Origin of the sequence: Flavobacterium sp., from assembly GCF_039595935.1 — a bacterium.
Taxonomy (GTDB): Bacteria; Bacteroidota; Bacteroidia; order Flavobacteriales; family Flavobacteriaceae; genus Flavobacterium.
Genome location: NZ_JBCNKR010000006.1, coordinates 842,061 through 857,413 on the forward strand (window position 1 = coordinate 842,061; position 15,353 = coordinate 857,413).

Sequence of the window (15,353 nt, forward strand, 5' to 3'; positions counted from 1 at the left end):
CCAAAAAATACAAAATACAAATGAAAAACATAGGAATTAAAATCTCACTTTACCTCAATTATTTTGTCTTCGCCATTTTATTAAACAGCGTAGGAATAGTGATTTTAAAATCACAGAAAAATTACGGAGTCGATGAAGTTCAGGCGAGTATTTTAGAAGCCTTTAAAGACATGCCAATTGCTATTGTATCCTTTTTTATAGCCTCTTTTTTGCCCCGAATTGGCTATAGAAAAGCCATGTTAATAGGATTGAGTTTAGTGACTTTGGCCTGTATTTCTATGTATTTTGGAAACTCGTTTGACAGTGCCAAAATTCTTTTTGCAACCGTTGGAGTTTCATTTGCTTTGATAAAAGTTTCTGTTTATTCCTTAATAGGAACGGTAACCGAAACCAAAAAAGAACACAACGCCTTAATGAGCAGTATTGAAGGATTTTTTATGGTAGGAATTGCGCTGGCCTATTTTTTATTTCCGGCGTTTAATAATGAAAATGATCCCAATTCATGGCTAAATGTATATTGGTTATTAGCCGGATTATCATTTTTGTCATTTCTGTTTTTACTTTTTATAAAATTTGAAGAAACCGAAGCTGCAGCAGGAGCAAACCTAAAAGATGATTTCCTGCAGATGTTCAAATTGATGGCAAAACTGCTGACCGTTATTTTTGTAATCAGCGTGTTTTTATTTGTAATGATCGAGCAGGGAATACTTTCGTGGCTGCCAACATTTAATACAAAAGTGCTTCATCTGCCGGAAAATATCAGCATAATGATGGCCAGTATTTTAGCAGTTTCACTAGCAATCGGAAGATTGATTGCCGGAATTGTAACCAAAAAAGTAAACTGGATTTGGGTGTTGACTTTTTGCATTATTTCCGCTATGCTTTTGGTAACATTTGTACTTCCAAAAACAGTTGGATTAGAAGTAAAAAACATCGAGACACTTTCAGATATTCCGTTAATTGGTTTCGCATTTCCTTTAATTGGATTGTTTATTGCACCTATTTATCCGTTGTTAAATTCGATTGTATTAAGCGCTTTACCAAAGAATCTGCAAAGTTCAATGACCGGATTAATCGTGATTTTTTCTGCACTTGGCGGAACATTAGGATCCAGAATAACAGGCTGGCTTTTTAAAAACGAAGGACCTGAAAAAGCTTTTTATTTCACCTTAATTCCGATGACTTTGTTACTGATCTCCTTTTTTATTCTTAAAAAAATAACTGCAAAAGATGAAATTTAGACTACATATAACCCAAACCATCGAAAAATTATTGGCTCAGGAAGATACTGACGGTGATAAAAAAATTACGATTGATGACAACGGTCCCAAAAACTTTTTGCTGTACGATTTGGATGGAAATCCGGTAGAAATTAAAGGAACGTATCAGCTTTCAAATCTATTGCAGGAATTGGCTTTGGCTAAAAAAAACAATACAGAATTTGCAGAAATTGATTTGAATGAAATTACCGAAGATCCTGTAAAACGCATCTCAAGAAAAATAAAAGATTTATACTGGAATGGACTTACACGAACAATTGACGCAACAGGCGTAAAGAAAATTCTGGAAGACGATAAAATCGAAAATGAATTTGCCTATTTATATGTGCCTTTTGGAGACGAAATTGTTTTTGATTATTTCAAAAAATTAGAAGCTACAACGCCAAAATTAAAAGTGTTGCAATTGCCGAAAAATATTACTCCTGAATATGTTTTATCGCTGAACAAAAAACCGGGAATTTTGGCTTTGGCACTTCAAATAAAAAACAATGAAATTTCGGGCGTTCCGTTTGTCGTTCCCGGCGGAAGATTCAACGAAATGTACGGCTGGGACAGTTATTTTATTGCCAAAGGACTTTTGATTGATGATAAAATTGACCTTGCTTTGGGCATTGCCGAAAACTTCAAATATCAAATAGATCATTACGGAAAAATTTTAAATGCCAACCGCAGTTATTACTTAACCCGAACGCAGCCGCCGCTTTATACATCTTTAATTATGGATGTTTTAGAAAAGTCAAATCCGGATATTTTTTGGATTGAAAGACATTTAAAAACTGCCATAAAAGAATATTTAACGGTTTGGATGGAAGAAGGAAAAAGACTTACTGCAAATGGTTTAAATCGTTATAAAGCAGAAGGAATCGGACTTCCGTTTGAGGTTGAAGAAGGACATTTTGATGATATTCTGGAACAATACGCGCCAAAATATAATCTCTCAACCCGTGAATTTGAAAAGAAATATCTCGAAAGAGAAATCGTTGATCCTGAGCTTGATAAGTATTTTACGCACGACCGAAGCATGCGTGAAAGCGGACACGATACAACTCATAGATTGGTTGGAGTTTGTGCTAATTTGAATACCGTTGCAATTAATAGTTTGCTTTATAAATACGAAACAGATATTGCTTTTTTGATTCAAAAATACTTTAAAAATGAATTTCAGTATTTTGAGGATAAATCTTTTTCAAGTGAATATTGGCAGCAAAAAGCTTCTTCAAGAAAAGAAAAAATAAACAAATTGTTATGGAATCAAGAAAAGGGAATTTATTTCGATTATGATTTTGTAAACGAAAAACAGCATGTTTTTGATGCTGCGACAACTTTTTATCCGCTTTGGGCAAAAATAAGTACGCCCGAACAAGCCGATATTTTGATTAAAAAAACACTTTCAAAATTTAAAATGAAAGGCGGAATTTCTGGAAGTACCAAAGAATCTATCGCCGGTTTTGATGATAATTCGCCAACAAGACAATGGGATTATCCATTTGGCTGGGCGCCGCATCAAATGCTTTTATGGGAAGGTTTGCTGAATTATAATTTTAACGAAGAAGCACAGGAAATGGTGTATCGCTGGCTTTGGCTGATTACCAGAAACGCGGTTGATTATAATGGAACAATTCCCGAAAAGTTTGATTTATCGATAAGCTCCCACAAAATCTTCGCAGAATACGGAAACGTAGGAACGGAGTTTAATTACATAACCGAAGAAGGTTTTGGATGGATGAACGCTTCATATCAATTCGGTTTGACGATTTTAGAAGAGGATTTAAAACAAAAATTATCAGATTTAGTTGATCCTGATGAACTTTTTTAATACCCGTAAACGATAAACCCGACAGGTTTTTAAAACCTGTCGGGTTTTCTATGTGTAAGTAATGCCACAGATTAAAAAGATTTCAAGGATTAAATCTGTGAAAATCTTTTTAATCTGTGGCAAAAAAACTAAACTTTTCTGCCCATTAAATTCTCTCCAAAAGTTCTCAGAATAGTTTTCTTTTCAGCATTAATGTCTAATTTTTCTAAAGTTTCAAAAGCTTTAAAAGTATACATTTCGATCGCTTCCTGAGTAGCTTTTGAAGCTCCTGATTCGTTAAAAATAGCTTTTGCAGTTTCTATTTTTTCTGAATTATCTTCTAATTGTAAGCTGAATAATTTTTGTAATTTTGAAGCTTTTTCTTCAGATGAAAATTCTAAAGCTTTTAAGTATAAATAGGTTTTTTTGTTTTCGATGATATCACCGCCAACTTGTTTTCCAAAAGTTTCCGGATCACCAAAAGCATCCAAAAAGTCATCTTGTAATTGAAAAGCCAAACCTAAATTTAATCCGAAATCATAAATTAAATCAGCTTCTTTTTCAGAAGTTTTGGCCACAATTGCACCCATTTTCATGGCTGCAGCAACTAAAACAGCTGTTTTATATTCTATCATTTTCAGATATTCAGGAATTGTAACATCTTTTCGGGTTTCAAAATCAACATCCCATTGCTGTCCTTCACAAACTTCAAGCGCTGTTTTGCTGAAAAGTTTCGCAAGATCTCTAAAAACTTCGGGTTCATATTGCTCAAAATATTGATACGCAAGAATTAACATGGTATCGCCAGAAAGAATTCCGGTGTTTAAATTCCATTTTTCATGAACCGTAACTTGTCCTCTTCGCAAAGGCGCATCATCCATAATATCATCATGAACAAGAGAGAAATTATGAAAAACTTCAACCGCCATTGCTGCCGGAAGCGCCACTTTATAATCAGTATCAAAAACCTCTGCGGCCATTAAAGTAAGTACTGGACGCATACGTTTTCCGCCAAGTCCTAAAATGTATTCAATAGGTTCGTAAAGATTTACGGGTTCTTTATGGATGTCTTGTTTACTTAAATATTCAATAAAAAAATCCTGGTACTGACTTATATTGTGCATAAAATGAAATTCTGATTTACGAGCTTCAAAGATACAATTCAAATATGAATTATTTCTTTCCTAAAATTTTAAAAAGAGAGTTTCCATTCAAAATAACCCTCAAAAGCGTTAATTCTTAGGGTTTTAAAATTATTTCAAAAAAAACACGGAAACTTTTTTGGTGTTTAGAGTTTCCTGTATATATTTGCAGCATTAAATGGAAACTGACAACACTATAAAAGTTTCCGTATAGAGTTTTAAATAAATATAAACTCATTAAATCAGATAGTTATGAAAACAACATGGACCTTAGATTCTACACAATCAGATGTTTTAATTAAAATGAGACATTCAAAAATTGCTTATTTAGGAGGAGCTACAAATAAATTTGGCGGTTATGTGAGTCTTGAAGATAATGAAATTGAAGATGCATCGGTAGAGTTTTCACTTGATATTAATAATAAAAACGAAAGTTTCCAGAAGGTAGATTCCTATTTACAGCTTCAGGATTTTTTTGATGCGGATGAACATCCAATCATCAGCTTTAAATCGACTTCATTTCAAAAAGTAAACAACAACATAAATTTCATTAAAGGAGATTTAACCATAAAAGATGTAACCAAAGTGGTTGAACTTGATGCAGAATTTATTGGTGTGAATACTTATAACGGACAAAAGAAAGTAGCTTTTGAAATTAAAGGCGACATTAAACGTCAGGATTTCGGTTTAGATTATAATTCTTTTCAGCACAATGGAGGTTTAGCTCTTGGAAAAGATATTAAGCTGATCGCAAATTTAGAATTCAGCATATAAATCTTATATATTGAATAAATTAATGTAAAATTATTACAAAAACAACGGAAACTATTTTTTAAATTTTAGTTTCCTATTTATATTTGTAATACAATTGGGAAAATCAAAATGAAAGAGAAAATAATATCAAAAGCAAGCGAACTTTTTTTAAAGCTTGGTTTTAAGAGTGTTACGATGGATGACATTGCTGGAGAAATGTGTATTTCAAAAAAAACGATTTACAAGTATTTCTGCAATAAGGAAGTTTTAATCGAAGAAAGCACTTCAATGGTTCATAAACAAGTTCACGAAATTATGGACACCATTATTGCAAAGAATTATAATGCGATTCATGAAAACTTTGAGATTAGAGAAATGTTTCGTGATATGTTTAAAAACAACATTGATACTTCTCCAATTTACCAGTTGAAAAAACATTATCCTGAGATTTACCAAAATATACTATCCATCGAAATTGAGCAGTGTACGCAATGTTTTAGAGATAATATCGAAAAAGGAATTCGCGAAGGATTATACAGAAGCGAACTAAATGTTGAGGTTTATGTGAAGTTTTACTACACCTTAATTTTTCATATTAACGAAAATACAGTTTCTGAAAGTGAAGCACAAAGAATAGAATTAGAAGCATTAGAATATCATACCCGGGCTATGGCAACAGAAAAAGGAATAGCCGAGCTTGAAAAACAACTTAAAAAAGTAAAATCATAATCATCATCAATAAATAATATTTAACTACATATGAAAAGAATAGTTCTTATATTTTTGTGCACAATTGGCCTTTCGGTCAACGCACAGGTAACTACCTTAACTTTAAAAGACGCAGTTAATTATGCGCTTCAAAATAAAGCCGATGCTAAAAAAGCAAAGCTTCAGGTTGAAAATAGCGAGTATCAAATTCAGGAAGTGCGTTCGAGAGCTTTGCCGCAAATTAGTGCAAACGGAAACTTAACTTATAATCCGATAATTCAAACAACAGTTATTGACGGAGCAGGATTTGGTGCACCGGGAACTACAATTCAGGCAGCATTTGGTCAAAAATGGACTTCAACTGCGGGACTTTCTTTAACACAGGCTTTGTTTGATCAATCTGTTTTTACAGGATTAAAAGCAGCCAGAACAACACGTGAGTTTTACCAAATCAACGATCAGTTAACAGAAGAACAAGTTATTGAAAGAGTTGCAAATAACTACTATTCAGTTTATGTACAAAAAGAAAGACTAACTTTATTAGACAGCAATTACGTAAACACAACAAAAGTTCGTGATATCGTAAAAGGTCAGTTTGATAATGGTTTGGCTAAAAAAATAGACTTAGATCGTATTGTTGTAAAAATGTCAAACATTGACACTGAACGTCAGCAGATTAAAAATCAAATTACACTACAGGAAAATGCTTTGAAGTTTTATATGGGAATGCCGATCGAATCTCAAATCGATATGCCAAAAGAAGAATTTGAAGTTGTTCCGGCAGCCTTAACGCAAGAACCAAATATTGAAAACAGAACAGAATACAAACTTTTGAAAAAACAAGAGGAGCTTTTAGTTTTCAATAAAAAAGCGGCAGAAGCAGCCTATTATCCAACTCTTTCTTTAACTGCAGGATACAATTATATTGGTCAGGGTCCTGAATTTCCTTGGTTTGCAAAACCAAAAGATGGAGTTTACTGGTCAGATTTCTCTGCAATTGGATTAAACTTACACGTACCAATCTTTACAGGTTTTGGAACTCGTGCAAAAGTAAGACAGGCAGATGTACAAATCAGATCGCTTCAGGAAGACATAAAAGACACAAAACTTTCTCTTGATTTAGATTATAGAAATGCAATGGCGCAAATCGAAAACAATCTTGTTACGATCGAAAATCAAAAAGAAAATATGCGTTTGGCAACTGAAATTTTAAGCAACACCAAAAACAATTACCTTCAGGGATTAGCATCTTTAACCGATTTATTAGATGCTGAAAATGCATCACTTGAAGCTCAAAATAATTATACAAGAGCAGTTTTAAATTATAAAATTGCCGAAATATCTCTAATCAAATCAAAAGGCGAACTTAAATCTCTTATTAAATAACTAATTACAATGAAGAAAACTATTATAACAATCGTAATCATAATTGCATCTTTGGGTGTAATTGGATATGTCTTAAATAATAATAAGAAAAAGAACAAGGAGAAAACAGATATCGTAGCTGAAAAAAATGCGGCGGTTTCAGTAAAAATATCTCCGGTAAAAACAGAAGAAGTTTCATTAGATTTCGTTGCAAACGGAAACTTTCAGCCAATTCAGGAGTTAACTTTCTCTGCAGAAAAATCTGGAAAAGTGATCAGCGTTTTAGCTAAAGAAGGGGACTATGTAAGAGTTGGACAAACATTATTAACAGTAAGAGGAGATGTTATTAATGTAAGCGCTCAACAAGCACAGGCGGTATATCAAAATGCTAAATCTGATTACAGCAGATACGAAAACGCTTTTAAAACCGGCGGTGTTACAAAGCAGCAATTGGATCAGGCAAAGTTAGCTTTAACAAATGCAGAATCTAATTTAAAACAAGCAAACATCAATGTTGGCGATACTAAAGTAAAAGCACCAATCAACGGATTTATCAATAAAAAATACATTGAACCGGGATCTATTTTAGCAGGAATGCCAGCTACTGCTTTATTTGATATCGTAAACGTTTCTAAATTAAAATTAGTAGTTACGGTAAATGAAAATCAGGTTGCAAGCTTAAAAGTAGGAGATCATATTAATGTAACAGCTAGTGTTTATCCTGATAAAAATTTCTCTGGAAAAATTACTTTTATTGCTTCAAAAGCGGATGCTTCTTTAAATTTCCCAGTTGAAATTGAAATCACAAACAATGCAAACAACGACTTAAAAGCAGGTATGTACGGAACTGCGAACTTCGCATCAAACCAACAAAAACAAAACTTGATGGTTGTTCCTAGAAATGCATTCGTAGGAAGTGTGAACAGTAACGAAATCTTTGTTGCAGAAAACGGTGTTGCAAAATTAAGAAAGGTAGTTGCAGGAAGAATTTTGGGTGATAAAGTGGAAATTATCAAAGGTTTATCTGATGGTGAAAAAGTAATTGTTACAGGTCAGATTAACTTACAAGACGGAAATACAGTAGAAATTATTAAGTAGGCTTTAAGCAATAAGCTGTAGGCTTTAAGCAATTCAAAAGCTTAAAGCCTACAGCCTACAGCTTATAGCATTAAAAAATATGAAATTAAACCTTAAAGCTTAAAGCCTACAGCCTAAAGCCTATAGCATTAAAAAAATATGAAATTAGCCGAAATATCCATAAAACGTCCGTCGTTGGTAATTGTATTGTTTACAATTCTGACACTTGGTGGATTGTTCAGCTACAGCCAGTTAGGTTATGAGCTGATCCCGAAATTTGAACAAAACGTTATTACAATTACTACTGTTTATCCTGGAGCTTCTCCAAGTGAGGTAGAAAATACGGTTACAAAGAAAATTGAAGATGCGATTGCGTCTTTAGAAAATGTCAAGAAAATTGATTCTAAATCTTACGAAAGTTTGTCTATCGTTTCGATTACACTAACATCAAACGCTAAGGTCGATTTCTCTTTAAACGATGCTCAGCGAAAAATTAATGCCATTATTAGTGATTTGCCAGATGATGCTGATCCACCGTCATTGACTAAATTCTCATTGAGTGATTTACCTATTATGACGCTTGGTGCGAATGGTAAAATGGATGAAGCAGAATTTTATGACTTAATTGACAAAAAAATTGCTCCTATTTTATCTCGTGTACAAGGTGTTGCTCAGGTAAATATTATTGGTGGTTCTGAGCGTGAAATTCAGGTAAATCTTGATGCTGTAAAAATGCAGGGTTACGGATTATCTGTTCCTCAGGTACAACAAAATATTTTGACGTCGAACTTAGATTTCCCAACAGGAAACATCCAGACCCGTAATCAAAAAATATTAATTCGTTTAGCGGGTAAATATAAAAGTGTTGAAGAATTAAGAAACCTTGTAGTTTCTTCTCAAAATGGAATCCAGATTCGTTTAGGCGAAATTGCAGACGTTCAGGATACACAGAAAATTGCTGAAAAAATATCTCGTGTAGATCAAAAAAGTGCGATTGTTTTACAAATTATTAAACAATCTGATGCAAATGCCGTTGCGGTAAGTGAGCAATTATTGAAAACAATTGCAACTCTTGAAAAAGATTATGCAAAAAATCAGTTGAAATTAGAAGTTGCAAAAGATAGTACAATCTTTACTCTTGAAGCAGCAGATTCTGTTGTACACGATTTATTGATTGCCGTAATTCTGGTAGCATTTGTAATGTTGTTCTTCCTTCACAGTATTAGAAACTCATTAATTGTAATGGTTTCGATTCCTGCATCGTTGATTGCAACTTTTATCGGAATTTATTTAATGGGATATACCTTAAACTTAATGAGTTTACTTGGATTATCTCTCGTTGTTGGTATTCTTGTGGATGACGCGATTGTGGTACTCGAGAACATTTACAGGCACATGGAAATGGGTAAAAGCCGAATTCGTGCATCGTATGATGGTACAGCAGAAATTGGTGGTACAGTAACTTCGATTACTTTAGTAATTGTGGTTGTGTTCTTGCCTATCGCAATGAGTTCTGGTTTAGTATCAAACATCATCACGCAATTCTGTGTTACGGTAATTATCTCAACGATGTTATCTCTTTTAGCTTCGTTTACAATTATTCCTTGGTTGTCTTCTCGTTTCGGAAAATTAGAGCATATTGAAGGAAAGAATTTATTTGGAAGAATTATTCTTGGTTTCGAAAACTATTTAACACGTTTCACTAACTGGGTTTCTCATTTATTGACTTGGTGTTTAGATCATTATATTAAGACTTTCATAGTTGTAATTATATTATTCTTTGCTTCGACTGTTGGATTAATGGGCGGAGGTTTCATCGGAGGAGAGTTCTTCGCTTCTTCTGATAGTGGTGAATTCTTAGTTCAAATTGAGATGCCAAAAGATGCTTCATTAGAGCAAACCAACTTCATGACGCAAAAAGCAGAAGCTTTCTTAAAATCTCAGGAATATGTTCACAGCCAAATTACAACTGTTGGACAAACATCTGAAGGTTTTGGGGCATCGCAGGCAACAGCATACAAAGCGGAGATTGACGTAAAAATGATCGAACAAAAAGATCGTACTGATGATGCGAATGTTTACGCTGCAAAAATCAAACGTAAACTTGAAAAAGTATTAGTTGGTGCAAAAGTAAAAACAGTTCCAGTAGGTATCTTAGGTACTGCCGAAGATGCTACATTAGGATTAATTGTAACAGGTCCTTCAACAGAAGCTGCAATGGCATTTGCTAAAAAAGCGGAAGCAGAATTACGTACAATTCCTGGAACAACAGAGATTAAATTAACGGTTGAAGACGGAAATCCTGAAATTAACGTAAAAGTTGACCGTGATAAAATGGCTGCTTTAGGATTAACACTTCAAACAGTTGGTTTAACCATGCAGACTGCTTTTAGTGGTAACACTGACGGTAAATACAGAGCTGGAGAATATGAGTACGATATCAACATTAGATATAATGCATTTGATAGAAAAAGTATTACTGATGTAAGTAATTTGATTTTCATAAACAATGCAGGACAGCAGATTAAATTGTCTCAGTTTGCTGATATTACTGAAGGTTCTGGACCTAGCCAGTTAGAGCGTAGAGATAAATCTGCGTCTGTAACAGTAAAAGGACAAAACGTTGGGGTTCCATCAGGAACAATTGTTCAGCAATGGCAGGCAAAACTGGATAAATTAGATAAACCAGCCGGAGTAAATTATATTTGGGGTGGAGACCAGGAAAACCAGTCTGAAGGATTTGGTACTTTAGGAATCGCTTTATTGGCCGCTATTATTTTGGTTTACCTTGTAATGGTGAGTTTGTATGACAGTTTCGCACACCCATTTGTGGTATTGTTTGCTATTCCGCTTTCGTTCATTGGAGCGATGTTAGCACTGGCTTTAACAAACAATTCATTAAATATCTTTACGATTTTAGGTATCATTATGTTGATTGGTCTGGTGTGTAAGAATGCGATCATGCTTGTCGATTATACGAACCAAAGAAGAGCCGCAGGAGAATCTATTAGAAACGCCTTAATTCAGGCAAACCACGCTCGTTTACGTCCGATCTTGATGACAACAATTGCGATGGTGTTTGGTATGTTCCCAATTGCATTGGCAAAAGGAGCAGGAGCAGAATGGAAAAACGGATTAGCCTGGGTAATTATTGGAGGATTAATTTCTTCATTATTCCTAACCTTAATTGTGGTTCCTGTAATTTATAATATCATGGAGAAATTAATTCAGAAATTCTCTAAAGGAGAAAAAATCGATTACGAAGCTGAAATGGTTGCTGATTACGAGCCAACAGAATTAAGCGAAGACGGTTTTAATCCTAAACATACCCATTAATTTTGATTTAATTTTAGACGAAAAAATCCCAAATTCCGAAAGGAGTTTGGGATTTTTTAATGACTGACTTTTGAGAAGTTAAAAGTCAATAAGAGGCCTTAAATAATATTAGTAAATGCAATAATTTTTAAGCATCTTTGATTTAGTTATCATATATGTCTCTTTCGAATAAATTACATAATGATGAACTTGTAGAATTTGGTATTACAATTTAATTAAAAAAGCATGACACATATAACAGAAGAAAACAATGAATACTGGTCAATCTCTTTAAGTTCAATATTTGCTGTTTTACAAAAGGAATACAAAATAATTTTGTTAAGCACTTTGTTTTTTTTAATTATTAGTTCTGTATATATATTTATTACTCCTAAAGAATATATTTCCGTTGGTAAAATTATGCCTGAAGTTTCATATAAAGCTTCGAATGGCATAGCGGGTATAAATCAGTTATTAAAAAAATATAACGGAAACGTTGATTTGTTCAACACCGAAATTACCAGCCCGGAACTTTATCCGGAAATTCTAAATACAACTGACTTTTACGATTATATTCTTAATAAAAAAGTAACAACAAGCTCAAATAAAAAGATGAGTTTTAAATCTTATTATGATCTCAATTTGAAAAATAAAGCTGGTATTATTCAGGATATTCAAAATAGAATAGTAATAAATCCAGTTAAAAAAAATAATATGGTTTTTGTAACTGCAAAAATGCAAGATCCAATAGTTGCAGCAGATATTGCTAATTTTACAATGACTTATCTAATAGATTATATTACAAAATACCGCACCGAAAAATCCCGTCAGGATTTACGGTTTTTAGAAAACTTAATAAAAAACGTTGAAGAGGACTCTTCTAAAAATGAAGCGATAAAAAATGAAATACAAAATAGTTTATCCGCATCGGTAATACAAATGAAAATAAAAATACAAGAAGATACCCCAACTATTCAGGTTTTACAAAAGCCACAAATTCCTGCTGCCAATAGTGAACCTTCAATACCTAAAGTTTTTACTGGTTTTATTTTATTGGGTTTATGTATTGGAGTAGCTATTGCATTTTTAAAAAATTACAAATTAGACACAAATATTGTGATCAAATAAATTATCATAATTACCAAAGAAGGAAAAAATTACAATCTTTTCCACGGATTTATTCCTTCTTTTGTAAGTTGTCTATAAAGTAATATTGCACAATAGGTATCAGTAACAACGATAATCAATAAAATTAATCTCATTAGCGGATTTGTCCATATATACAGAGTAGAGGTAGCTACGATTTGAAAAAAGCATAAAAAATTACCTATCATTATTACGCTTGCAATTATAAAAGACTGTCCTTCTGAATTTTCACGCTGAAAAAACATCGCCAATCTGCATATCGACATAAAGATACATGTTAATACAGAGAAGAAAATACTAATATGATTATCATGAAGTTCTGGTAAAAGATGAGCAAAAAACTCATGTCCATAATAGTTAATTAGAATACCAAGTATTAAGGCCAATATACTTATAACATACCATTGCGTTTTTTCTAAACGATAATATTTTTTAAACGAAGGATATCCATATTTAAAATAAGTATAGACAATACCCAGATCCAGTAAAAACCAGGTATAACTAAATAATAAATTGAATCTGTCACAAAAAGAAAAAACAAATTCTACACCTAAATTTAAAGCAAGCGGTACAAGCGGCATCCCATAACTTTTGTCTTTTAATCCTCTATAAATTATGAGCATATAAGCTAATACCCAAAAAAGTTCTCCAAAAGTTCCACAGATATAGAAAAAAGTATATTTCATTTTAATTTAAAAAATTTAATAACATTAAACAAAGTAGGTACATTAAACAGGATAATAGAAACCACCAATAAAATTCCATTTTGATGATTTTTAAAAGTAAGTAATCCCAAAAGTGTAAAAGGGAGAATTGTTATGTAAAAATCAAAAAATAAACTTCTGGATTTTTGATTTTGAAGTGGTTCAAAAAAATAAAATTTTATGTTTAAAGCAACTTTAAATATAGCGAGTATGATACCATAAATTAAAATAGGAAACACGAAAATATGCCAGTCTATTCCCCAAACAAATATTATAAAAGATATAATTTCCAGAAACAAAACAAATCCTTTAAACAAATTTCTAGGTAATTGAACTGTATTGTTTACAAAAGTAGAAACACCGGCTTTTAAATCATTTTCATAATCATCATATTGATGAATAATCAATGACCTCATTCCAAAGGCCGAAGTCATCCAAAAACTCCCGCTGATTATCCAAACCAAATGATTCTCGATATTACCCGCATATAAAAAAGAAAAAATAAAAAGCGAAGGGAAAAATTGAGATCCTAATCCGTCAAAAATAATACCCAGATACCGCTTTTCTTTTAGTCGAAATTTTTTGCAGGAATAAAGATAAAAGCAAAACCAGCTTAGCCAATAAAATACTAAAGCATATAAATTAGGAAATATTAAAAAAGAGAATAAAATTCCAAATGATATAATGCTTCCTAAAGCTAAATACTGTTGGGTTTTGCTAAGATTTGTCATCTTATTTTCTTTTCCCGCGACAGCATCATCTTCCTGATCGTAGTAATTATTAATCAAACTTGCGAATATAGCAATAGTTACTACCCCGGATAAAAGAAACAAGATAAGAAAAATCTCGCGCCCAAAATCAGTTATATTTTCTTTGATAAAATACAAATAGATAAGTACTAAAAAAGGAGGTAGTTTAAACCACCAGGTAGCAATGCGGATATGTTTAAAAAAACTCATTAACTCTTAACAAAGGTAAGTTGGTAATTTTTTCTACTAATCTGTTTTTGAATTCCTCTTTTTAAAGCAATGAAAAATAAAAGAGGCTGTTTAACAATGTGTACAAGCAAGTGTCCTATTTCTCTGCTCATACTGCCTTCCGATAAGGATAAATAGGTCACTAAAATTTTATTTTGAATGATTTTCAAATCAATCATTTCCCGTTCATGCTTACTCATCAAAGAACTAAACTCAAAAATCACGAGATTTAAATCTTTAAGATGTAATTTTCTAAAAGTAATCCCTTTTCTGCCATCACTAACATTAGTTGTATCTCGATTTTTTTTCCAAAAAACCTCTTTAGTAAAACCAACTCTACAATTCAAATTTTTAAAAACCATTTCGAGTTGCAAAACCCAGTCGTCACCAATATTTACCTGATTATTCCATCCAAAAGGAATGGAAGATTTCTTTACTATTAAACCAGAGCTGGGAGCAATAGAATCAACCAGTAAAAGTTTTCTAAACTCTTTATAATCAAAAACATAACAGCCTTGATTTGGAATATTGTTGTTTTTAATAAAATGAGGAAAAATGTTTACATGATGTGAATTAAAAGAATGGAGTTCCCAATTTGAAAAAAATAAATCTAGTTTATGTTCAAGCATATATTCAATACTTTTTTCAAGATAGGTGTCATGCCAAATATCATCAGAATCAAGTGGGGCAATAATCTCCCCTGTAGCATATTGCAATCCTACATTTCTTGTGTCAGCCTGTCCGGTATGTGTTTTTTGAATATATATAACTTTATCTTCAAAAGATGATATAACATCTTTGGTATTATCCGTCGAACCATCATCAACTACAATGATTTCAGTATTTTGATAAGTCTGGTTTATAGCAGCATCGATAGCAGCCTGTAAACAATAAGAACGGTTATAAGTGGGGATAATAATCGAAACAAGAGGAGAATCAGCAATAATCAATGGGGTTAGTTTTTGGTTTTAGATTTATTTGTTTTTTGGAACACAAATCTAATTAATTATTTAGATATCCAATCTAAATAATTCTCTATCAGGAATCTTAAATGAAAAAAGTTAGAATTTTTAATATACGACTCACTTCTT

12 protein-coding genes are annotated in these 15,353 nt (G+C 32.5%); 8 read left to right on the forward strand and 4 right to left on the reverse strand.

Annotation, left to right across the window (positions count from 1 at the left end; translation table 11 throughout):
* The first annotated feature begins 20 nt into the window (after positions 1 to 20).
* Together ABDW27_RS13480 and ABDW27_RS13485 are read left to right on the forward strand one after the other, a co-directional pair.
* The gene (locus ABDW27_RS13480) at positions 21 to 1,241 is read left to right on the forward strand and encodes an MFS transporter (protein WP_343696379.1); all 1,221 of its coding nucleotides are present in this window, start codon (positions 21 to 23) and stop codon (positions 1,239 to 1,241) included.
* Positions 1,231 to 3,096: a trehalase family glycosidase gene (locus tag ABDW27_RS13485; protein WP_343696380.1), complete on the forward strand. Its 1,866-nt coding sequence runs from the start codon at positions 1,231 to 1,233 to the stop codon at positions 3,094 to 3,096. Before ABDW27_RS13480 ends, ABDW27_RS13485 begins: the two co-directional genes overlap by 11 nt.
* Before the next feature lie 128 nt (positions 3,097 to 3,224).
* On the opposite strand, the gene ABDW27_RS13490 is transcribed toward ABDW27_RS13485, so the two are convergent.
* A complete protein-coding gene (locus ABDW27_RS13490; RefSeq protein ID WP_343696381.1) occupies positions 3,225 to 4,199 on the reverse strand; it encodes a polyprenyl synthetase family protein in 975 nt (324 codons plus the stop codon).
* 270 nt (positions 4,200 to 4,469) lie between these two features.
* Here ABDW27_RS13490 and ABDW27_RS13495 point away from each other — a divergent pair, with 270 nt between their 5' ends.
* The 6 genes from ABDW27_RS13495 to ABDW27_RS13520 all read left to right on the forward strand — a co-directional run bounded on the left by ABDW27_RS13495 (position 4,470) and on the right by ABDW27_RS13520 (position 12,563).
* Positions 4,470 to 4,991 carry a YceI family protein gene (locus ABDW27_RS13495; protein ID WP_343696382.1) on the forward strand — a complete coding sequence of 174 codons (522 nt, stop codon included), beginning with the start codon at positions 4,470 to 4,472 and terminating at the stop codon, positions 4,989 to 4,991.
* Between the two features lie 108 nt (positions 4,992 to 5,099).
* The gene (locus ABDW27_RS13500; protein ID WP_343696383.1) at positions 5,100 to 5,699 is read left to right on the forward strand and encodes a TetR/AcrR family transcriptional regulator; all 600 of its coding nucleotides are present in this window, start codon (positions 5,100 to 5,102) and stop codon (positions 5,697 to 5,699) included.
* A gap of 30 nt (positions 5,700 to 5,729) precedes the next feature.
* On the forward strand, positions 5,730 to 7,064 hold the full coding sequence (locus tag ABDW27_RS13505) for a TolC family protein (RefSeq protein ID WP_343696384.1): 1,335 nt from the start codon (positions 5,730 to 5,732) through the stop codon (positions 7,062 to 7,064).
* Positions 7,065 to 7,073: 9 nt separating this feature from the next.
* Positions 7,074 to 8,141: an efflux RND transporter periplasmic adaptor subunit gene (locus ABDW27_RS13510; RefSeq protein WP_343696385.1), complete on the forward strand. Its 1,068-nt coding sequence runs from the start codon at positions 7,074 to 7,076 to the stop codon at positions 8,139 to 8,141.
* 138 nt (positions 8,142 to 8,279) lie between these two features.
* Positions 8,280 to 11,456, forward strand: coding sequence for an efflux RND transporter permease subunit (locus ABDW27_RS13515; RefSeq protein ID WP_343696386.1), 3,177 nt, complete (start codon positions 8,280 to 8,282; stop codon positions 11,454 to 11,456).
* Positions 11,457 to 11,681: 225 nt separating this feature from the next.
* A complete protein-coding gene (locus ABDW27_RS13520; protein WP_343696387.1) occupies positions 11,682 to 12,563 on the forward strand; it encodes a Wzz/FepE/Etk N-terminal domain-containing protein in 882 nt (293 codons plus the stop codon).
* Positions 12,564 to 12,592: 29 nt separating this feature from the next.
* On the opposite strand, the gene ABDW27_RS13525 is transcribed toward ABDW27_RS13520, so the two are convergent.
* From ABDW27_RS13525 to ABDW27_RS13535, 3 genes are read right to left on the reverse strand one after another with little or no spacing between them, the layout of a single operon-like run.
* Positions 12,593 to 13,267 (reverse strand): hypothetical protein, encoded by a 675-nt coding sequence (locus ABDW27_RS13525; protein WP_073413297.1) that lies wholly within the window; start codon positions 13,265 to 13,267, stop codon positions 12,593 to 12,595.
* A complete protein-coding gene (locus tag ABDW27_RS13530) occupies positions 13,264 to 14,244 on the reverse strand; it encodes a UbiA family prenyltransferase (protein WP_343696388.1) in 981 nt (326 codons plus the stop codon). Before ABDW27_RS13530 ends, ABDW27_RS13525 begins: the two co-directional genes overlap by 4 nt.
* The gene (locus ABDW27_RS13535; RefSeq protein ID WP_343696389.1) at positions 14,244 to 15,212 is read right to left on the reverse strand and encodes a glycosyltransferase family 2 protein; all 969 of its coding nucleotides are present in this window, start codon (positions 15,210 to 15,212) and stop codon (positions 14,244 to 14,246) included. Before ABDW27_RS13535 ends, ABDW27_RS13530 begins: the two co-directional genes overlap by 1 nt.
* Between the last annotated feature and the right edge of the window lie 141 nt (positions 15,213 to 15,353).

Bases quoted from the DNA above. Each gene is read 5' to 3' on its own strand.
- ABDW27_RS13530 (WP_343696388.1), bottom strand. From the start codon at position 14,244: ATGAGTTTTTTTAAACATATCCGCATTGCTACCTGGTGGTTTAAACTA.
- ABDW27_RS13480 (WP_343696379.1), top strand. From the start codon at position 21: ATGAAAAACATAGGAATTAAAATCTCACTTTACCTCAATTATTTTGTC.
- ABDW27_RS13500 (WP_343696383.1), top strand. From the start codon at position 5,100: ATGAAAGAGAAAATAATATCAAAAGCAAGCGAACTTTTTTTAAAGCTT.
- ABDW27_RS13485 (WP_343696380.1), top strand. From the start codon at position 1,231: ATGAAATTTAGACTACATATAACCCAAACCATCGAAAAATTATTGGCT.
- ABDW27_RS13520 (WP_343696387.1), top strand. From the start codon at position 11,682: ATGACACATATAACAGAAGAAAACAATGAATACTGGTCAATCTCTTTA.
- ABDW27_RS13510 (WP_343696385.1), top strand. From the start codon at position 7,074: ATGAAGAAAACTATTATAACAATCGTAATCATAATTGCATCTTTGGGT.
- ABDW27_RS13525 (WP_073413297.1), bottom strand. From the start codon at position 13,267: ATGAAATATACTTTTTTCTATATCTGTGGAACTTTTGGAGAACTTTTT.
- ABDW27_RS13490 (WP_343696381.1), bottom strand. From the start codon at position 4,199: ATGCACAATATAAGTCAGTACCAGGATTTTTTTATTGAATATTTAAGT.
- ABDW27_RS13495 (WP_343696382.1), top strand. From the start codon at position 4,470: ATGAAAACAACATGGACCTTAGATTCTACACAATCAGATGTTTTAATT.
- ABDW27_RS13505 (WP_343696384.1), top strand. From the start codon at position 5,730: ATGAAAAGAATAGTTCTTATATTTTTGTGCACAATTGGCCTTTCGGTC.
- ABDW27_RS13515 (WP_343696386.1), top strand. From the start codon at position 8,280: ATGAAATTAGCCGAAATATCCATAAAACGTCCGTCGTTGGTAATTGTA.